The 20,417-nt window shown below is 66.7% G+C and carries 15 protein-coding genes; 6 read left to right on the plus strand and 9 right to left on the minus strand.

The genetic code is table 11. The features are described 5' to 3' along the window. Nucleotides 1-8 precede the first annotated feature (8 nt). Both F5544_RS00720 and F5544_RS00725 read right to left on the minus strand, forming a co-directional pair. Complete coding sequence (locus tag F5544_RS00720; RefSeq protein ID WP_167471382.1) at nt 9-2,258, minus strand: heavy metal translocating P-type ATPase; 2,250 nt, start codon at nt 2,256-2,258, stop codon at nt 9-11. Between the two features lie 108 nt (nt 2,259-2,366). Further along, a complete protein-coding gene (locus F5544_RS00725; RefSeq protein ID WP_167471383.1) occupies nt 2,367-3,122 on the minus strand; it encodes a carboxymuconolactone decarboxylase family protein in 756 nt (251 codons plus the stop codon). Between the two features lie 122 nt (nt 3,123-3,244). Here F5544_RS00725 and F5544_RS00730 point away from each other — a divergent pair, with 122 nt between their 5' ends. Continuing rightward, nucleotides 3,245-3,796: a TetR/AcrR family transcriptional regulator gene (locus F5544_RS00730; protein ID WP_167471384.1), complete on the plus strand. Its 552-nt coding sequence runs from the start codon at nt 3,245-3,247 to the stop codon at nt 3,794-3,796. A gap of 154 nt (nt 3,797-3,950) precedes the next feature. Here F5544_RS00730 and F5544_RS00735 read toward each other — a convergent pair whose 3' ends face one another. The 5 genes from F5544_RS00735 to F5544_RS00755 are packed head-to-tail and all read right to left on the minus strand — an operon-like array spanning nt 3,951 to nt 10,040. Next, a complete protein-coding gene (locus tag F5544_RS00735) occupies nt 3,951-4,595 on the minus strand; it encodes a hypothetical protein (protein WP_428847107.1) in 645 nt (214 codons plus the stop codon). Then, nucleotides 4,592-6,271 (minus strand): ABC transporter family substrate-binding protein, encoded by a 1,680-nt coding sequence (locus F5544_RS00740; RefSeq protein ID WP_167471385.1) that lies wholly within the window; start codon nt 6,269-6,271, stop codon nt 4,592-4,594. Before F5544_RS00740 ends, F5544_RS00735 begins: the two co-directional genes overlap by 4 nt. A 33-nt stretch (nt 6,272-6,304) precedes the next feature. Continuing rightward, on the minus strand, nt 6,305-8,152 hold the full coding sequence (locus F5544_RS00745; RefSeq protein ID WP_167471386.1) for an ABC transporter ATP-binding protein: 1,848 nt from the start codon (nt 8,150-8,152) through the stop codon (nt 6,305-6,307). Then, a complete protein-coding gene (locus tag F5544_RS00750; protein WP_167471387.1) occupies nt 8,149-9,066 on the minus strand; it encodes an ABC transporter permease in 918 nt (305 codons plus the stop codon). The genes F5544_RS00745 and F5544_RS00750 overlap by 4 nt, the downstream gene beginning before the upstream one ends. Beyond that, nucleotides 9,063-10,040: an ABC transporter permease gene (locus F5544_RS00755; RefSeq protein WP_167471388.1), complete on the minus strand. Its 978-nt coding sequence runs from the start codon at nt 10,038-10,040 to the stop codon at nt 9,063-9,065. Before F5544_RS00755 ends, F5544_RS00750 begins: the two co-directional genes overlap by 4 nt. Nucleotides 10,041-10,178: 138 nt before the next feature. On the opposite strand from F5544_RS00755, the gene F5544_RS00760 reads away from it, so the two are divergent. Together F5544_RS00760 and F5544_RS00765 are read left to right on the plus strand one after the other, a co-directional pair. Beyond that, complete coding sequence (locus F5544_RS00760; RefSeq protein WP_167471389.1) at nt 10,179-11,123, plus strand: hypothetical protein; 945 nt, start codon at nt 10,179-10,181, stop codon at nt 11,121-11,123. Nucleotides 11,124-11,395: 272 nt separating this feature from the next. Then, nucleotides 11,396-12,226 carry an HAD family hydrolase gene (locus F5544_RS00765; RefSeq protein WP_428847108.1) on the plus strand — a complete coding sequence of 277 codons (831 nt, stop codon included), beginning with the start codon at nt 11,396-11,398 and terminating at the stop codon, nt 12,224-12,226. Nucleotides 12,227-12,424: 198 nt separating this feature from the next. Here F5544_RS00765 and F5544_RS00770 read toward each other — a convergent pair whose 3' ends face one another. Beyond that, nucleotides 12,425-15,148 carry a SpoIID/LytB domain-containing protein gene (locus F5544_RS00770; protein ID WP_167471390.1) on the minus strand — a complete coding sequence of 908 codons (2,724 nt, stop codon included), beginning with the start codon at nt 15,146-15,148 and terminating at the stop codon, nt 12,425-12,427. A gap of 238 nt (nt 15,149-15,386) precedes the next feature. Here F5544_RS00770 and F5544_RS00775 point away from each other — a divergent pair, with 238 nt between their 5' ends. Further along, nucleotides 15,387-17,783, plus strand: coding sequence for an N-acetylmuramoyl-L-alanine amidase (locus F5544_RS00775; RefSeq protein WP_238847026.1), 2,397 nt, complete (start codon nt 15,387-15,389; stop codon nt 17,781-17,783). A gap of 155 nt (nt 17,784-17,938) precedes the next feature. Here F5544_RS00775 and F5544_RS00780 read toward each other — a convergent pair whose 3' ends face one another. Further along, nucleotides 17,939-18,445, minus strand: a complete 507-nt coding sequence (locus F5544_RS00780) for a MarR family winged helix-turn-helix transcriptional regulator (RefSeq protein ID WP_167471392.1) — start codon at nt 18,443-18,445, stop codon at nt 17,939-17,941. Between the two features lie 109 nt (nt 18,446-18,554). On the opposite strand from F5544_RS00780, the gene F5544_RS00785 reads away from it, so the two are divergent. Continuing rightward, nucleotides 18,555-19,487 (plus strand): EamA family transporter, encoded by a 933-nt coding sequence (locus tag F5544_RS00785; protein ID WP_167471393.1) that lies wholly within the window; start codon nt 18,555-18,557, stop codon nt 19,485-19,487. A 74-nt stretch (nt 19,488-19,561) separates the two neighbouring features. Continuing rightward, nucleotides 19,562-20,320, plus strand: coding sequence for a MerR family transcriptional regulator (locus F5544_RS00790; RefSeq protein ID WP_167471394.1), 759 nt, complete (start codon nt 19,562-19,564; stop codon nt 20,318-20,320). The last annotated feature ends 97 nt before the right edge of the window (nt 20,321-20,417 follow it).

Below are 20,417 nucleotides of genomic sequence, written 5' to 3' on the forward strand. Positions count from 1 at the left end.
TATTCGAATCAGCTTGCCGTCGAACGGAATCCGCGCAGCCGCAGGCTGTTGCTGACGACGAACACCGAGGAGAACGCCATCGCGGCCCCGGCGAGCATCGGGTTCAGCAGCCCCGCCATGGCGAGCGGAATCGCCGCGACGTTGTAGGCGAAGGCCCAGAACAGGTTGCCCTTGATGGTGCCGAGGGTGCGGCGGGAGAGCCGGATGGCGTCGACGGCGGCGCGCAGATCGCCGCGCACCAGGGTCAGATCGGCGGCCTCGATGGCGACATCGGTGCCGGTGCCCATGGCCAGACCCAGATCGGCCCTGGCCAGCGCCGCCGCATCGTTGACGCCGTCGCCGACCATGGCGACCACCTTGCCGTCGGCCTGTAGCCGTTCGATCACCGCCACCTTGTCCTGCGGCAGAACCTCGGCGATGACCTGTTCGATGCCGACCTGATCGGCGATGGTGCGGGCGGCGGCCGCATTGTCACCGGTCAGCATGACGGGTGTCAGTCCGAGCGCACGCAGCCGCGTAATCGCCTCTGCCGAGGTCGGTTTCACCGCGTCGGCGACGACGAGCACGCCGCGCGCGCTGCCGTCCCAGCCCACCGCGACAGCCGTCCTACCCTCGGATTCCGCTGTGCGCATGGCCTTTTCGAGGTCTGCCGACAGGTGCTGCGACCAGTCGGCGAGCAGCCGGGCCCGGCCGACGATCACCGCGTGACCGTCCACCACGCCCTGTACGCCGAGCCCCTCGATATTGGCGAATCCCTCGACCGCGGGCAGCTCGCCGAACTTCTCCTGCGCGGCCTTGGCGATCGCCTGCGCGATCGGGTGCTCCGACGAATCCTCCAGTGCGCCCGCCAGTTCCAGGATTCGGTCCGCATCCGCGCCGTCGGCGGCGACGGTTTCGATCAGTGTCATCCGGCCGGTGGTGACGGTGCCGGTCTTGTCCAGCACCACGGTGTCCACCCGGCGGGTCGACTCCAAAACCTCCGGGCCCTTGATCAGGATGCCGAGCTGCGCGCCGCGTCCGGTGCCGACCAGCAGCGCCGTCGGTGTGGCGAGGCCGAGCGCGCACGGGCAGGCGATGATGAGCACCGCCACCGCGGCGGTGAAGGCCGCGGCTACGGAACCGCCGGTGCCCAGCCAGAATCCGAGCGTCGCCACCGACAGCGCGAGCACAACGGGTACGAAGATGCCGGAGATCCGGTCGGCCAGCCGCTGCGCCTGCGCCTTGCCGGTCTGTGCGTCCTCGACCAGCCGCGCCATCTGCGCCAGTTGGGTATCCGCGCCGATTCGGTTGGCCCGCACCACGATCCGGCCGCCGACGTTCACGGTCGCACCGACCACGGCGGCTCCGGGTTCGACCTCCACCGGCACCGATTCACCGGTCAACATCGAGGCGTCGACCGCCGACGAACCGTCGACCACAACGCCGTCGGTGGCGATCTTCTCGCCGGGCCGCACCACGAAACTATCGCCGACGGCCAACTGCTCCACCGGAATTCGCTGCTCGACGCCACCGCGCAGTACCGAGACCTCCTTGGCCCCGAGCTCCAGCAGTGCGCGCAGCGCCGCACCCGCCCGGCGCTTGGATCGCGCCTCGAAGTAGCGTCCGGCCAGGATGAAGGTGGTGACGCCCGCCGCGGCCTCCAGGTAGATGCTGCCGCTGCCGTCGGTGTGCGAGACGGTGAATTCGAATGGGTGCCGCATGCCCGGCATCCCCGCGGTGCCCCAGAACAGGGCGTATATCGACCAGCCAAGCGCCGCAAGGGTTCCCATCGATACCAGGGTGTCCATGGTCGCGGTGTAGTGCCGCAGGTTGGTCCAGGCGGCCTGGTGGAAGGGGAGCGCGCCCCACACCACCACCGGTGCGGCCAGCGTCAGCGAAAGCCATTGCCAGTTGGTGAATTGCAGCGCCGGGATCATGGCCATGGCGATCACCGGCACGGTCAGAAAGAGGGAGACCAGCAGCCGGGTGCGCAGCGCCGCGGTCGGATCGGCCTCGGCCGCCGCGGTTTTCGGCTCCGCCTTCCCGGCGGGTAGCGCCGCGGTGTAACCGGCCTGCTCGACGGTGGCGATGAGCCGCGCGGGGGAGACGTCGCCGGTGAATTCGACGCGCGCCTTCTCGGTGGCGTAGTTGACCGTCGCGGTGACGCCGTCGAGCCGGTTCAGTTTCTTCTCGATGCGGTTGGCGCAGGACGCGCAGGTCATGCCGCCGATCACCAGCTCGACCTGGCCGGTGGCCGTTGATTCTGTCGTGAGGGTCATCGGGGGCTCCTCTCATCACCGATATTCGTACCATACCCCCCTAGGGTAACTAGATGTCAAGGCCGGAATATGCCGAGTGCCCGGCCGAGCGGCCGGGCACGGCGGATATCAGGGCCGATAGGTGACGAGCCGAACGGCGGGCGCCGAGACCACCTGGGCGTCGCCGTCGGGGTCGAGCCGGATGTGCAGGAAACCGCCCTCGATCCGGATCAGCACATCGTCCACCTCGTCGGTCGGCCTGCCGTCCCGCCCGGTGATCACGTATCCGCTCACCAGCTGGACCTTGTGCGCCTGGCGCCAATTCGATTGCATGGCGGTCTCTTTCGGTTCGGCCGCCGGTGCGGGCGGGAAGTCCAGCTCGGGCCGGGCGACGTGGTTGAAGTAGTTGGAGAGGGTATTGAGCGCGACATGTCCGATGGTTTCGGCTATTTCGGCATCCGTAACGCCCTGCGCCCGGGCCGCTGCCAGTGCGTCGTCGGTGATATCGCCGCGAGTGCGCATGACCGCGGCGGCGAGCTGAAGCACCGCGTCGGTGTGCGGATCGTCGGCGTGCGCGTCGCGCGTGGCCTGGATCTCCTCATCGCTCAGCCCCAACTTTCCGGCGCGCATGGTGTGCGCGGCGACGCAGTAGTCGCAGCCGTTCTCGGCGGCGACCAGCAGGGCGAGGCGTTCGCGGGTGCGGGCGCGCAGGTCGCCTCGGGTCAGCGCGTCGCGGAAGTTCAGATAGCCGCGCAGGGTGGCCGGGCTGTTCGCCATGGTGGCGTAGAGGTTCGGTACGCGACCGAGCTGGCGCCGCACCTCGGTGAGCAGCTCGCCCTGTTCGGCATCGGCGGTTTCGGCGGTCAGCAGGGGTAGCCGGGACATCTGCACTCCATGTTGTTCGAAATCTGGTGGTACCGAACGGTTCCGAGCAAGACGGTACTGATCAGTACCGTCTTCGTCAAGAGGAACGGTACCGATTGGTTCCGTTCTGCTACGGTGGGTTCATGGCAACACGGGCGAGGCAGCGGCTGCTCGACACCGCTGAAGAGCTGTTCTATGCGGAGGGCGTCCGCGCGGTCGGGCTGGAGCGATTGCTTCAGGAGTCCGGGGTCGGCCGCGCGTCGTTCTACCGCCACTTCGCGAGCAAGGACGACCTGGTGGTCGCGGTGCTGACGGAACGGGATCGGCGCTGGCTGGCCTGGCTACGAGAAGCGGTGGCGGACAAGGCATCCGATCCGGTGGACCGGCCACTAGCCGTCTTCGACGCGCTGGCGGAGCGGTTCGCGCGCGATGATTTCCGCGGGTGCGCCTTCATCAACACCATGGTCGAGGTGGCCGATCGCGAGAGTGCCGCACATCGGGTGGCGGACCGGCACAAACAGCATGTGGCCGAGTACTTGGCCGAGCTGTTGGCCGCGGCGGGTCAACCCGACGCGGCAACGCTGGCAAAGGAATTCGCGCTGCTGGTGGACGGTGCGATCGTCACCGCGTTGCGCGAGGGCACGCCGGAGGCGGCCGCCAGGGCGCGCGCCATCGCGGAGCGTCTGCTCGGGTAGCTGCCATCGCCTCTCGTACTTCCGAACGATTCCGCTCGACTACTACAGCACGTAGTATCCGATTTGTGTGGATCGGTGATCGGCGATGAATTTCGGACTCTGTGGGCTGATGATGGTGCTCGCGCCCGTCGGACCTGGTACGGCCCGCAGGGCGTCAGCTCGGGTCGGAGCCGCGAATGGCGGCGAACCAGAGCGCGGCCGCCGCGGCGACGCAGGTGGCGCCGAGGAAGGCCGCGAGACCGCCCCCTGCGACGTAGACCCATAGCAATCCGGCGAAGGGCGCGGCGACCGCCGACTGCGCGTCGAACAGGAGACGACGGGAAATCCGCAGCGTGCCAGGGGCATTCGGGTCTGGACGGGACGGATTGTCGATGAGCCTGCCGGGCGGCTCGCTGGAGCGCACCCGCCCTGACGGGTACACGCGCAGCTCGCCGACACACGGGGCGCGGCCGTCGAGCGTCGCGGTGGTTTCCGTCATCGTCAGCAGTGCGGGTTCGAAATACACCGGCAGCCACAGGTTTCGGCCGTCGACGGAGAGTTCCAGCCAGGACCGGCTGTCCAACCGGTGCTGTTGGCGCACCCGTTTCGCCACACCGGTCGCGCCGGTCAGGCCGTTCGTCAGGTATCCCAACGCCGTTGCGAACCGAAAGACGCTGTAGCCCAATACGAGAACCGCGACGGTGGCCAGTCCGGCACCCTGATCCGAATCGGCGAACGGCACCCAAGCGGCACACACCGCGAGGACGCCGATCGTCACAACCGTCGGATAGGCCAGCGGGTGGCCCGATCCGAAACTCACTTCAGGAAGCCGACTTTGGTGTAGTCCAAAGAGGCGAGGCCAGCCGCGCCGTAGTTGGCGAGATTCGCCCGCACTGCGACATTGCCCGGCGATTGCAACAGCGGAAGCGAATGCCCCTCCTCCCAGATTTTTCGATCGACCTGGTTGGCCAACTCGATCGCCTTCTTCGGGTCCAGTTCGGAAAGCGTCTGTTCGATAAGGGCATTCAGCTCAGGTGAGCCGATGTGGCCATAATTCCCCTGGAAATCCTTCGGGTCGTAGCCCCAGATCTGCAACATGCTCCCGAGGGGGAATGCGTCGCCCTGCCAACTCCACTGCGCCATATCGAAATTACCGGGGCCGATCACATCGGTGAAGAACCCTTTGCCGGGCTGGGTCACGATATCGACCTTGACCCCGACCTGGGCCAGATTCTGCTGGATGATCTGCGCGATCTGTACCCAACTGAGGTCGTTGTACATCACATCTCGGATTTCCAGCTTGCGGCCGTCTTTTTCCCTGACATCCCCGTTCAGCTTCCAACCCAGGTCGTCGAGCTCCTTCGCGGCAGCGGCGGGATCGTAGGGCAGGCTGTTGTCCTGGTAGCCGTTCTGTCCCTGCAAGTAGATGTGATTGTTGAGCGGGACGGGGTGCTCGACCAAGCCATTCTGAATGGCCGTGGCAATGCCCTGCCGGTCGATCGCCTTCGAAATGGCAACCCGCAGCTTGGGGTCTGCCAGGATCGAACCTGGTGCGCCGTTGTAGGTCAAGTGGTTCCAGAAATTACTGGGGGCTCGGCGGATGGCTATGCCAGGAGTGCTCGTCGCGGTTTTCAGATCGTCGCGGTTGCCGATACCGACCGCGTCGATCTCGTTGTTTTGCAGTGCAGGTACCAGGGCCGCGCTGTCGAGGACGCTGAAGGTTATGGTGTCCAGTTTCGGCGTGGCACCCCACCACTTCGGGTTGTGGCCCAACACGATTCGACCTTGAGCTCGGTCGGTCGACTGGACCGTGAACGGTCCGGCGGTGAGGGCGATCCCGTCGACAAGACTCTTGTTGAACGCCTCTGGGGTGGCCGTAACCGATTTGGGGAACAGGGCCGAATTGCCCGCGAACTGGCCCTGCCATTCGGCGAAATGCCTACTGAACGTGATGATGGCCTGCCGGTCGTCGACGCCACGCTCGACCTTCTCGACTCGATCGAAACCGACGTTGTTCGATATTTGGAACGCCTTGTCCCGGCCGCTCAGCGCATTGGCCTGAGATTGGATGTCCTCCCAGGTAATCGGGCTGCCATCGGACCAAACCGCCTTGGGATTGATGGTGTAGGTGACCTGTTGCGGATCGGTATTGGTCAGTTTGACATCAGTGAAGTAGTCGGTGTTGACCGAGAGCTCGCCGGAGGCGCTGGTCCGGAAGGCGTGCGGCATCATCGGACGCTCGAGCCCCCCGATCTCGCCATCGTTTCCGTCGATGCTCAGGTTGTTCCAGTTGGCCGGGTAGGCGGAAAGCGCGAGCCGAAGATTGCCGCCGTCGCGGAGGTCGGCGACATCGTGCGGGTTGATGTCATTTGTGGTGCCTAGCGCCGCTTCGGTGCCCGGCGGTGCGCTGGTCTCGTTCGACGAACATCCGGTTGTCATCAGTCCGACGGCGAGTACGGGCGCCGCGAGGCGGGTCACCGTTGAACGAAGCCGCATGGGGCGCTCCTTTCGGCAGACGAGGCTGCGTGATTACTTGATGGGTACGGGAATCGCGTCGATGAGCGCACGAGTGTACTCATGCTGCGGGTTTGCGAAAATTTGCTCGGCGGGACCAGATTCGACGATCTTGCCGCGGTACATCACCGCCACGTCGTGCGCGAGATTGCGCACCACCGAAAGATCATGCGACACGAACAGATATGACAGTCCGCGCTGGGACTGCAACTCGCGCAGCAGGTTCAGCACGCCTGCCTGGATTGATACATCGAGCGAGGAAACCGGCTCGTCCAGTACCAGGATTTCCGGGTCGAGCGCGAGGGCCCGCGCGATGCTGATGCGCTGCTTCTGCCCACCGGAGAAATCGGCGGGATAGCGGTCGGCGTGCTCCGGGCGCAGACCGACCTGGTGTAGCAATTCCGGTACCCGGGCGGCGATTTCGGTGCGGGAACGCCCATCGATCCGTAGCGGTTCGGCAATCGCGTCGAATACGGGCAGACGTGGATCGAGTGATGCGGTGGGATCTTGGAAGACGATCTGCATCGCCCTGCGGATCTCGTGTTTGCGAGCCTTGGTGAGTGTCGCGACGTCGTTGCCCATGATTTCGATACGGCCGGACTCCGGCTGCGCCAATTCCAGGATCTGGGTGAGTGTGGTGGTTTTTCCGGAACCGGACTCACCTACCAGCGCCAGTGTTCGCCCGGCCAGCAACTCGAGGCTGATGCCATCGACGGCGCGCACTTCACCGGTGCGGCGGCGGAAGACCACGCCGGAGGTAATGGGGAAGGTTTTCACCAGGTCCGAAACCCTTAGTACAACCCGCTCTTCGATGGTGACTTCGTCGACCGGTGCGCTGATCTCGCGGCGGTACGCCTCGAAAAGGGCCTGGGATCCGACCTCCGCGGTGCGAATACAGGCGGCGGCATGGCCCTGGTGGGTCATCTCCAAGGGCGGCTCGGCGGCGGTGCATTCGGCGATCGCGACCGGGCAGCGGGGTGTGAACGAGCATCCTGGCGGCAGCGCGTGCATCGCCGGCGGTGCACCGACGATCGGAATGAGTGGCACCCGTGCCGGACCGTCCATTCGTGGAATCGAGCCGAGCAGACCAACGGTGTACGGCATCCTCGGCTCGGTGAAAAGCTCAGTGGCGGTCGCGGTTTCCACGATCTTGCCGGCGTACATGACAGCGACCCGGTCGGCCAACGTCGCCGCGATACCCATGTCGTGGGTGATCATGACAACCCCAGCTCCAGTGAGATCGCGTGCCTTGCGGAGCAATTCGAGGATCTGCTTCTGGACCGTCACATCGAGGGCCGTGGTCGGCTCATCGCAGATGATCAGCGCAGGATCGTTGGCGATGGCCATCGCGATGACCACCCGTTGCCGCATACCGCCGGAGAACTCGTGCGGGAATGCTTTGGCGCGCACGGCCGGATCGGGAATGCCGACGAGCTCTAGCAGTTCGACAGCCCTGGCCACTGCTTCCTGTTTGTTCGATTTGCCATGCGCCAGTAGGGCTTCCGCGATCTGATCGCCGACTCGATAGACAGGAGTCAGCGCTGAGAGTGGATCTTGGAACACCATGCTGATCGAACTGCCCCGCAGCCGCGACAGCTCGCGATCGCCGAGGCCGAGCAGTTCCCGTCCGCGCAACCGAACTGATCCACTGATCCGGGCCTGATCCGGCAGCAGGCCGATCACGGCGAGCGATGACACCGATTTGCCCGACCCGGATTCGCCGACAATGGCCAGCACTTCACCGTCGGCGACGGTGAAGTCGATGCCGCGCACCGCCTCGATCCGTCCCTCCTCACCGGGGAAGGAGACGCGCAGATCAGTGACCTCCAGCAGCGGCGCGGTCGAGGTCCGTGAGCCGGTCATGCTTTTGCCCTGTTCTTCCGTGCCCGCTTCGCACTCGGATCGAATGCGTCGCGCAGTCCATCGCCAACCATGTTGGCGCACACCACAATCGTGATAAGCAATCCGCTGGCAGGGAGGAACAGCCAGGGATAGGTCATCGTCGAATTGGTGCCGTCGGCGATGAGAGAGCCCAGCGAGACATCCGGCTTCTGCACGCCGAAGCCGAGGAAGCTGAGCCCCGTTTCAGCCATGATCGCCGCACCGACATTGAGGGTGGTGTCGATGATGAGGATCGAGGCGATGTTCGGCAGGATATGACTGAGTATCACGGTGCGAATCGGTGCGCCCATATATCTTGCCGCTCTGACGAATTCACGATCGCGCAGACTCATAGTCAGCCCGCGCACGATACGGGCGCTGATCATCCAGCCGAATACGCTCAACAACACGACAAGGAGGGTGACGGAACCGCTGCCCTTGGTTCGCGGTGCGAAGATTGCGACGATAATGAAGCTCGGCACGACGAGCAGCAGATCGACGAACCACGTGATGACGCGGTCGGTCCAACCGCCGAGTAGTCCAGCCAGTGCACCAGCCAGCGACGCGATCGCGGTGCTGAATACCGCTACGGACAGGCCGATGATCAGCGATTTCTGCATACCACGCAGAGTCTGGGCGAATACGTCCTGACCGATCAGCGTGGTGCCGAACGGATGCCGTGCGCTCGGCGCCTTCAACAGTGCGGTGTAATCCAGCTGCTGGTAGTCGTACGGCAGAAACGGCGGTAGCGCGAAACTACAGATAGTCAGCATGAGCAGAATCAGTGCGCCTAGCACTGCGGCCTTGTTGCGCCGGAAGCGCCGCCACACCAACCTTCGTCGGCCAGCCGCCGCGATTTCGGGTGCACCCTGGACGATGATCTCCGCTTCGGTCATCCGACACGCACCCTGGGATCAAGAATCGCGTAGACAACATCGGAGAGCAGGCCGGACACCAGCACAACCAAACCCGCAAACGCCGTAATCGTCACGACTACATAGAGATCCTGCGCATTGATGGAGTCCACCAGCCATTCGCCCATGCCGTGCCAGCCGAAGATCTTCTCGGTGAATGTCGCACCGGTGATCAATCCGAGCACGCTGTAGGCGAACAGCGTAGCCATCGGAATTAGCGCGGTGCGCAGGCCGTGCTTGTACAGAGCCCGGTTGCGCGTGAGTCCTTTGGCGCGGGCGGTACGTATGAAATCGCTCTGCAGCACGTCCAGCATGGCATTCCGCTGGTAGCGGCTGTATCCGGCCATAGCACCCAACGCCAGTGCCAGCGTCGGCAACACCAGATGTTGCAGGCGGTCCACCAACTGTGGACCGAATCCCTCGATCTTGTTGGCCGAGGTTTGGCCGGTATAGAGGAATACCTGTTGCCCGGTGAGCTGATTGACCTGCAGCGCACCGTATTTCAACAGCGTTGCGATCACGAATACCGGTGTGCTGAGGATCAAGAGCGAGACGATCGTCGTGAAATAGTCGCTGAACCGATATTGCCGGATGGCGCCTGCCGCACCGATCAGCACGCCGAGCACGGTGCCGATCACTGAGCCGATCGCCAACAGCCGCAGGCTGACCGAAACCCGCCTACCAAGCTCGTCGCGCACCGGCTGTCCCGTCAGCGTCTTGCCGAAATCGCCGTGTACCACACCTTTCACCCACGTCACGTAGCGCTGCGGGATCGGGTCGTTGAGATGCAGCTCCTCGGCCTTCGCATCAATCACCGACTGGGGCGGCCGCGGATTGCGGTGCTCGAGATAGTCCAGCGGCTTGAACGTGAGCGAGGCCAGGCTGAACGTCATGAACGATGCCAGCAGGAGTAGTACGACATAGTTGAGCGCACGTCGCAGCAGAAAGCCGGTCATCGGTCCCCTGGTTCTCGGTCGGGTATCTGGTCGATCATAAAGACGTGCCCGGCTCGACGTGCGCTACGCGCGCATTCGACTTAGACCTCTATTCTGGCGGCACAGCCGCACGCGGCAATGACAACACGGGGGAGAAGCATGAACTATCCACAATTTCCGTCGCGATACGAGCCGTACCCGGGATATCCGGCGAGCACCGCGCCGCCCAGCGGCACGACCGCGATCATCGCCGGGGTGCTCGCCGCCATCGGCGCGGTCGGGCAATTGCTCAGCGGCGCCGTAAACGTCTTCTTCGGCATCTCGGACGCGGTCGACAGGTTGAGCGACTACGACTCGACCGGGCTGTTCGCGCAGAGCTGGTACAAGCCATTCGTGGTGAGCACCGGGCTGATCGCCATCGTGTCCGGGGCATTGCTCGGCCTCGGCGCGATCGCACTGCTCACGCGGCGGCGATCCGGGGTGATCGCGATCGTCATCGGCTGCGCGATCGTCGTCGTACTCGGCGTCATCTCGTTGATCGTGACGCTGAACTACTCCGCGGATAGCGTGCCGTCGGCACAACTCGGCGGCGTGGCCGGGGCGATCGGGCTGCTGTTCCCGGTGGGGACAGCGGTGCTCGCCTTGGTGCCGAGTACCCGGCGCTGGTTGGAGTTCAAGGCGGCCCAGCCCTATCCCGTTCCTGCGGGCTACCCGTACGGAAATCCGCAAATGTACAGCGCGCCAACCAGTTTCGGTGCCCCGCCTTATCCGGCCGCACCGGGGGCGCCAATGGCTCCGAGCATGCCGGGATCCCCGCTCGCCACAGGAACCCCGGCTGTCCCGTCGGTCGGGCCGGAAACTCCTGCTGCGCCAGGACCATCAGTTGGGCCGGGAACGTCGGCGGTGCCGGGAGCGCCTGTGGGGCCGGAAACTCCTGCTGCGCCAGGAGCGCCGGTCGCGTCGGGAACCCCGGTCGCTTCGCAGTGGTCTTCTCCGGCCGCGCAACCCGATCAGCCGCTCGGCGCGTTCGACTATCCGCCGATGCCCGAGTCCGGCGCGCCTGAATCGTCGGCCGATGATCAGTGGCGGCGTCCGTCGTCCTGAGGTTCGGCCCGCGCCCACCGTGTATGGGCCGTCCCGCAGGATGAATAGGTGGTACCTCTGCGCCGGGACTGTCGGTCGGGTCGGGAGATTCGGCGGTGCCGGGAGCGCCGGTTGGGCCGGGAATCCCGATCAGCCGCTCGGCGCGTTCGACATGCCGCCGATGCCCGAGTCCGGCGCGCCTGAATCGTCGGCCGATGATCAGTGGCGGCGTCCGTCGTCTTGAGGTTCGGCCCGCGCCCACCGTGTACGGGCCGTCCGGCAGGATGGAATAGGTGACACCCCTGCACCTGCCCAAGCCGAAACTGGTGGCCACCGATGTCGACGGCACCCTGATCGACCACAACGAGCAGGTCACCGCGCGCACCAGGGCCGCGGTGGCCGCGCTGCTCGCCGACGGCGTGCCGTTCGTGCTGGCCACCGGCCGCCCGCCGCGCTGGATCGAACCGGTGGTGCAGGGGCTCGGTCACGCGCCGCTGTGTGTCTGCGGCAACGGCGCGGTCATCTACGACAGCGCCACCGACCGCGTGCTCGACAGCAGGACGTTGGATGTGGAAACCCTCGCCTGGATCGCCGAACTGGCCGAACGGGCGCTCCCCGGCTGTGGTTTGGCGGCCGAGCGGGTCGGAGCGCGGGCACACGACGCGGCGACACCACAGTTCGTCAGCTCACCCGAATACGAGCACGCCTGGCTCAACCCGGATGACACCGCGGTCTCCCGCGCCGAGGTGATCGACGCACCCGCAATCAAAATGCTCATCCGCCTACCCGGCGCGGCCAGTGGTGCGATGCGCGCGGCGCTGACGCCGCTGGTCGGCGACCGCGCTGACATCACCTACTCCACCGATCACGGTTTGATCGAACTATCCGCGCCCGGTGTCACCAAGGCATCCGGCCTGTCCACCGTCGCGCAGCGATTCGGCGTGGCCGACGCGGCGATCGTCGCCTTCGGTGATATGCCCAACGACGTACCCATGCTGACCATGGCCGGCCGCGGCGTCGCCATGGCCAACGCCCACCCGGAGGCGCTCGCCGTCGCCGACGAGGTGACCGCGGCGAACTCCGCCGACGGCGTCGCCGTCGTCCTCGAACGCTGGTGGGGCTGAACCGAAGCCATACGTCTGTCCGCGCACGACTGCTAGTCCGGACCGGGAGGCAGTAATAGCTGTCTAATGGGCGCTGTCGACGTCGTCCGCCGACTCGCGCATGGCCGGAGCGAATCGTGGGGGGGGTACGCCTGGCGGGTGTTGTCGGCGATGTCGTCTTCGGACCTGCGCACGACTGGAGCGGATGCGGAGGTGCGCCTATCGGTTGGTGGTGTGGCCCGAGGGGATGGCGACGCCGGGAGTCGGAGGTGGTGTCGGCGTCGATGCGGTGCTCGGCGCGACCGTGCCCGGCTGTGACGATGAACGATCTTGCGGTGCATCGCGTTCCGGCGTCGCTTTGGCCGGTGCGCTTTGGTCCGCGATCGAGCCCGGCGCGGGCACTTCGTCGTGCTGAGCTGAATCCTGCTGCGGCACAATATCTTCGGTGGCGAACGATGACTCGGCGGGCTTCTGCTCATCGGGCGGGGTGACCGTCGCGGGCGGAAGGCTACCGCTCCGCGTGGCCGCGTGGTCGGATACGGAATCCGAGTTAGCTGTCGGTCGGGCCGGAACATAGTGTGGAGCAACGCTTCCAGATGTCGACAGACCGGTGGGGACATTCGCGCCGAGCGTGGCCGGACCGAGGCGGACCGAGACGGGCTCGATTGCCGAGTCCGCGGTGTCGGATTGCGCCGGGGCATCTTGTGCGGTCGACGACTCTGGTGCGGTTGCCTCGTCGGATTGGGGCGAATCAGGTTGTGCGGCAGGCGGTTCAGGTGCGGCGGCCGGTCCTGGTTGTGCGGGCGGGGTTTGCGCTCCGGGATTCCCGGTCGGTGCGACACCGCCGTTCTCGGCCCCCGGTGCGGCGCTACCCGGCGAGGCCGAACCACGCTGCGCTGGTTCGGATCCTCCGCCGGGTCGGATCGAATTCGGTTGTGCGGCAGTCGGACCAGGAGCGATGGGTGCATTCGGGCGCGGTGCGGTCACCGGTCCGGGAACGGTGGGCGGGACCGAACCGGGTCGAGGGGAAGCTCCGGCATTCGGGCTCGCCACGAGTGGGGGCACAGCAGCTGATCCGGGAGCCACGGACGAGGTCGGTGCGGATTGGGCGGATCCGACGTTCGGATTCGCGCGGGGTGAGGGCGCAGTGGCCGGTCCCGGCGTGGTGGGCGAGATTGCGCCGGATCGGGGGTCCACTACAGCATTTGGGCTAGCCGTTCCGACTGAGGGGGCGGTGGTGGATTTGGGGGCGGGGTTGAGTCCGGCCTGTGGGGTGGTAGCCGATTGTGGGGCCGGTCCGGTATTCGGCACGCCGACCGGGGGCGCGGCGGCAGGTAGTTGAGGTGTTGCGTCGGATCCGGCGGCGGGTTGTGGAGCGGGTCCGGAATTCGGCGTGCCGACCGCAGGTGCGGTGGCAGGTGGTTGAGCCGTTGCGTCGGATCCGGACTCGGCCGCGGTGGCCGGTTGTGGGGCGGGTCCGGTGTTCGGTGTGCCGACTGCGGTGGCAGGTGGTTGAGGTGTTGAGCCGGATCCGCCCTCGGGTGCGGCGGCCGATTGCGCGGCGGAATCGGGTTGGGGTGTAACTGCTTGTGGGGCAGCGGGTTCCGGGGTGGTGCGGCCGGGGACGGAGCGGCCGGAGGGGTCGCCCTGTGCGTCGGGGATGAGTTGGAGGAGGGTGGAGAAGTCGACTACCTGGGCGCCGAGGGTTGGGGTCGCGATAATGACGCCGTTGGTGAAGAGCCGGTAGAGGCCCGCGTGTCCCGGTAGCGACATCTCGGGGCCGAGTGGTGTGCCGACGCTGCTGTTCGGGCCGCCGATCCTGCGGTATTCGACCTCGATCGGAGATTCGATGCCGGAACGCGGATCCGGTGTGCCGCTTGGTACTTCGCGGCCGGCGAGTTCGCCGGGTGTCGGACCGACGGCGAAGGCGCCGATATCGGCCGGGCTGCCGCCGTCGGGTGCGGCGGAGTATTCCGAGCGCAGGATCCGGCCCTCGCGCAGCAATACGGTTCCGGCGGTGGCGGCGACCGCTGCGGCCGAGCGCGCATCCTCCTTCGCGGTGCCGGGATACATCTGGCAGTCGTCGGTGTCGCAGGTCTGCGCGTACGAATACCGTTGTTCGGCAAGGGCATACGAGCGGGCGGCGATGGCCTGCGCGCGCAGCGCCTCGACCCCGCCCTGATCGGCCCAGTTGGCCAATACCTCGGCGGGCACCACGCCGAGCAGATAGTCCTCGACCACCACCTGATTGACGGTGCGTGCCTCGCCATTGTCCATGGCGACACCGAGCGCGCCGCGGTATTCGCCGCCGCCGCACAGCTTCAGGTGCTCGGCCGCCGGGCGTCCGGGTCCGGGATCCATCGGATAGGCCCACGGATCGTCGGTGGTGGCCTGCCAGACGGTATCGCCGTCGCAGCCGACGGTGACGACAACGTTGGCCCGCCCATCGGGCAGCGCGGTGAGGTGAGCGGTCTGGTCCGGGTTCAGCATCCGGCCAGCGACCCGTAGCCCCGCCTCCGCGTACGTATCGAGTGCGCTGCCGTCGCGGCCCATCAACCGCACCCGCACCGGAACATCCGGCACCGTACCGAGCGCGGCGCCCGGATAGTAGTGGTCGAGGATGTGCTCGGCGGTCCAGCCCTGGACGGCGCTGTCGAATGCGCCGACCTGACTCATGCCGCGGCCGTGCCCGTAGCCCGCCGCGCCGCGCAACAGCGGCGAATCGGGGTGCCACCAGAGCAGTACGGTGCCGGTGAGCAGCACGGTTCCGCCGGTGATCAGGGCAGGTGTGAGTCGCGGCAGGCCGGGCGTGCGCCGCCCGAGCGGGGCGAGTGTCACGCGCGAGAGCCACGCGAGGTCCGGGCGCGACCATCCGGCGGGCCGCGCCGCGCGCCCGCGTAGTCGGTCCTTCTCGTCCCCGTTCCGGTGCTGCCTGCCTCGCATCCGTTCACTCCCACGGTTTTCCAGGACCGGCCGGGTTTGCTACCTGTCGGCATGTCGCCCAGCACCGTCGCCACTCGAGAGCTACATTCGAGCAATTGAATAAACCTCAATCAGAGGTTTAGCATATGTGACAGTTGTGACTAAAGTGATCTTTGATGCGTCCGGCGCGACCCTATTTTTCGCGACCGAGACGACAGCAGGCGCAGCGATCACTGGTTCGACCTGAATGGAGACGCGCGTGCCGTACCGAAAATCGAAACGTTCCTACGTGCTCCCGGTGGTCACCACGCTCGCGGTAGCGGCCCCGCTCGCGACCCTCACGCTGAGCGATTCGTCCGACTACCGCACCACCACCGATTCCGGTATCGCGGCGGTACCAGCTCAACTCGCCGAGGTGGTGCTCAGCCAGGCGCCCGATATCGTGCTCCCATTGCGCGAGCTGACCGGCCTGAACCTGCCCGATCTGCATCTGTCCGATCTGCGGATGCTGCCGCTGCCGACCTCCATCCCGGTGCCCGCGGGTATTCCGGTGCCGCCGGGTATCGAGCTGCCAACGGAAATCCCACTGCCGAGGCTGAATCCCCCACAGGCCCAAGCTAATCCGAGCCCCGCCCCGGCGCCGAACGCGAATTCCGGTCAGCCCGGGTCGATTTCTCCGCAGGCCGGGCAGTCCGCGCCCCAAGCCGGGCAGTCCGCGCCCCAAGCCGGGCAGTCCGCACCGCAGGCCGGGCAGTCCGTGCCTCAGGCCGGGCAGCCCGCACAGCAGGCCGGGCAGTCCGCCCCGCAGGTCGGGCAAGCCGCCCCGCAGGTCGGGCAATCCGCACAGCAGGCCGGGCAGTCCGCCCCGCAGGTCGACCAAGCCGCACCGCAGACCGGACAACCCATACCGCAGACCGTGCAGCCCGCGCCCAGGCAACCCGCCAAAGCCCCTGCGGTCCAATACATTTCCGATAGCACCCAGCTGGCACCCGGCACAACGCCGGACACTCCGGCCCTCGCGCCGGGCGCGATACCGCCCGACCTGCTGAACAAGGTCGGCGCCCAGGTGAAGGAACTCACCAGGGATAAGCCGTTCAGCGTCGTCGCGCTCACCGCGCCGACCCTGGCCGACACTACCGCGCTGATTCGCGCCAAACAGTCCGACGGCACCTGGGGTCCCTGGTTCAACACCGAATCGGTGGACACCCGGCGCGCCGATCGCGGCCCGGCCGACCGCACCACCGGCACCGAGCCGATCTACGTCGGCAACACCAACGCAGTGCAGATCCTGGTGACGCGCAAGCAGGCGGCCGCACAGGTCCCGCCCGCGCCGCAGCTGCCGCTCACCGATCCGGTGGTGCCACCGCCGCCCGTGCCGGCACCGGCCGCCGCGCGCGGTGACGACCCGGCTCAGCTCGGCGCGGCCGCGCTCAAGGCGGTGTTGATCGATCCGGGCCGCGGCGCGATCGATGCCGCCCTCTCCGATGTCGCGGGCGCGCTGCCCGGCGGCGGGCCGAATGTGATCAGCCGCGCGCAGTGGGGCGCCGACGAATCCATCCGCTGCGAAAACCCCACCTACGACGATCATCTCGGCGGTATCACGGTGCATCACACCGCCGGACGCAATGACTACGGCAAGGCCGAATCCGCCGCCATCGTCCGGGCGATCTACACCTATCACGCGAAAACGCTCGGCTGGTGCGATATCGGCTACAACGCGCTCGTCGACAAGTACGGCCAGATCTTCGAGGGCCGCTACGGTGGGCTCGACCGCCCGGTGCAGGGCGCGCACGCGGGCGGCTTCAACGAGAACACCTCGGGTGTCGCGCTGATGGGCAATCACGAATCCGAGCCGCCGACCGATGCGGCGCTCAACGCGATCGGCCAGTTCATCGGCTGGCGGGCCAAGATGGCCGGGCTCGATCCCAAGGCCAATACCACCATGTATTCCGAGGGCACCGAGTTCACCTCTTACGCCCAGGGCCAGGCGGTGCAGCTGCCGATCGTGTTCGCGCACCGCGACGTCGGCAACACCAGCTGCCCCGGTGACGCGGCCTACGCGCTGATGGATCGCATCCGCGATATCGCCGCGAGCGTCGTCGCCGGCGCGCCCGCCGCAGCACCGAAACCTGTTGATCCGCTGCCTGATTCGAGTGGTCCGGCACCGAGCCAGCCCGATCAGCCCGCGCCGCGACAGCGGACCGGCCAGCCGGATCTGACCGCGCTGGCCGCGCTCACCGCCAAGCTGCTCGGCATGGTCAACGACAACCTCGTCGCCAGGCACTGGTCCGAGCGCGGCGGCGCGAACGGACCGCTCGGCGCGCCGCAATCCGAGGTGCTGCCCGCGGCGCAGGGCCAGCAGTACGCGAAGTTCGTCAACGGTTACGTCTACACGACGCCGACCGGGCAGGTCTTCGAGGTGGCCGGGGCGATCCTCGACCGATTCCTCCAACTCGGCGCGGACGCCGGTGTCCTCGGCCTGCCGTTGAGCAACGCCTACCCGGTCCCGGACGGCTTGCGCTCGGACTTCCAGAACGGCTCGCTGATCCTCAACCAGGTGACCGGCCTTGTCAGCACGGTTTGGAAAACCTACAACGACACCTATCAGCAGGAAAAGGGCAACAACCCAACCGCAACGCCCGCTCCGGCGAAGTGAATTCGGTTCGGCCGCACCAGTATTGATCCCGTATCAGGCTCGGTCCGCAGCGGATCGAGCCTGACGCATATCCGGACGAGCCCGCCGAACCACCAAGTGCCAGAGCAAGTTCGGTGCACAACACGCGCACCGCAGATCGGCCGCGTGAGCGCCGGTCAGGCATCATCGGGCACCGCGTCGCCGAGGGATTCGGTGAGCGCGCGGAGCAATCCTGCGAGCTGGCCACGGGATTCGGTGTCGAGTGCGGCGAGCATGCGCTCCTCGTTTTCCAGATGGATGGGTAGCAGCTCGTCGACCAGCGCGCGGCCCGCCGGGGTGAGACGTACGCGAATCGCGCGCCGATCCTCGGGACACTGTGCGCGTTCGACCCAGCCCCGCGCCACCAGGCGGTCGATGCGGTTGGTGATCGCGCCCGAGGTGACCATGGCGACCTTGATGAGCGCGCCCGCGGTGAGCCCGTCGGCGCCGCCGGACCGGCGCAGCGTCGCTAGCACGTCGAACTCCCAGAACTCCATCTCGTATTTGGCGAAGAACTGCTTCAGGCCGTGTTCGAAGAGTCGGTTCAGCCGCTGGACCCGTCCGACCACCGCCATCGGCGAGGTGTCGACCTCGGGCCGCTCGCGCCTCCAGTGCGCCGTGAACAGGTCGATCGCATCGGCCACGGCCCTCTCCTCTCGATAACCAAATATCTGAACATTGATCTACTTGACGATGAGACATCTCAAGGAGTAGATATCTCAACATTGAGAATATCAATGAGGAGTCACCGACATGACCACACTCGCCGAGCGCACCGGATCCTCGGTCGCTGGCACCCTCGCCGTCACCGCGCTCACCCCGATCGTCTGGGGTTCGACCTACGCCGTCACCACGGAATTCCTGCCGCCGGAGCGCCCGCTGTTCACCGCGCTGATGCGCGCGCTGCCCGCGGGTCTCGCGCTGCTCGCGATCACCAGGACGCTGCCGCGCGGCGCGTGGCTCTGGCGCTCGGCGGCACTGGGCTTCCTGAATATCGGCGCCTTCTTTCCGCTGCTGTTCCTGGCCGCGTACCGGCTGCCCGGCGGCGTCGCCGGTGTACTCGGCGCGGTCGCCCCGGTGTTCGCGCTGCTGCTCGCGGTCGGCGTGCTGCGGGAAAAGCCCAACGGCCGCAAGCTGATCGCGGGCCTGATCGGCGTGTTCGGCGTCTCGCTGGTCGTCCTGCGGGCCAACGCTCAGCTCGACACCGTCGGCGTGCTCGCCGGACTGGCCGGTGCGGCGTCGATGGCCATGGGTACGGTACTCACCCAGCGCTGGGGGCGGCCCGACGGCGTCGGCCCGCTGGCGATAACCGGATGGCAGCTCACCGCGGGCGGCCTGTTCATCCTGCCGCTCGCCCTGCTCGTCGAGGGTGCGCCGCCCGCGCTGGACGGCCGGGCCATCGGCGGCTACCTGTACATCGGCGTGCTCGGCACCGCGGCGGCATACTGGCTCTGGTTCCGGGGCATTTCCAAGGTGCCCGCTACCTCGGTCGCCTTCCTCGGCCTGCTCAGCCCGGTATCGGCGGCGGTGATCGGCTGGGTCGCGCTGGGTCAAGCGCTGAGCCCGCTACAGGTCGCCGGGATCGCCATCGCGCTCGGTAGCACCGTTGTCGGTCAGTTGGTGCGCAAGCCCGCGGTGGTCCGCCCAGCCGAACGGGCACTGGCCGACGCCGAGGTTGCTGTCTGATAATTGGGCTTGACCTTGACGTTACGTCAACTTGCAAGCTGTATGCACCGACGAAATCGAAAGGAGGAACGGTCATGAATAACGGGGAATGGTCCATTCAAGATCTGGCGAAGGCGGCCCGTACGACCAGCCGGACGCTGCGCCACTACGGCGAGCTCGGGCTGTTGCCACCGAGCCGGACCGGTACCAACGGCTACCGCTATTACGACCAGGACTCCTTGGTGCGGCTGCAACGAATCCTGCTGCTCCGCGAACTCGGCCTCGGCCTACCGGTCATCGCCGAGGTGCTCGCGGGCCAGCAGGACACCAGCGCCGCATTGCGTACGCACCTGGAATTGCTTCGGCAGGAACAGGATCGGATCCGGCGCCAGATCGAATCGGTCCAAACAACGCTGCACAAGACGGAACGAGGTGAACAACTCATGGCGGCAGAGGTTTTCGACGGCTTCGACCACACCCGGTACAAGGATGAGGTGGTCGAGCGCTGGGGCAAGGACGCGTATGAGCGCGGCGACCGCTGGTGGCGTTCGATGTCGAAGGATGAGCAGAACGCGCACTTTCAAACGCACCTGGATATCGCGGCCGACTACGGCCGGACGCATGCGGCCGGGCTCGCGCCCGACAGCGACGAGGTGCAGGCCATCGTGCAACGTCACTACGACTGGGTCGCCCTCGGCTGGCAGACCCCGATGCCGGAGCTGGACTATTTCGCCAACCTCGGCGAAATGTACGTAGCGGACCCGCGTTTCGCGGACAACTACGACAAGCACGGGGCGGGCACGGCCGAATTCGTCCGTGACGCGATGAAGGCCTTCGTGGCTGCTAGGCGGTAACCGGCACCCCGGTTGCCATCCGCCCGAGGGGAACGCCCGCACAGCACGAGCTGTGCGGGCGCTTTCGCGTCCGGATAACGCCGGTCGTACGATCGGA

Origin of the sequence: Nocardia arthritidis, assembly GCF_011801145.1 — a bacterium.
GTDB lineage: Bacteria > Actinomycetota > Actinomycetes > Mycobacteriales > Mycobacteriaceae > Nocardia > Nocardia arthritidis_A.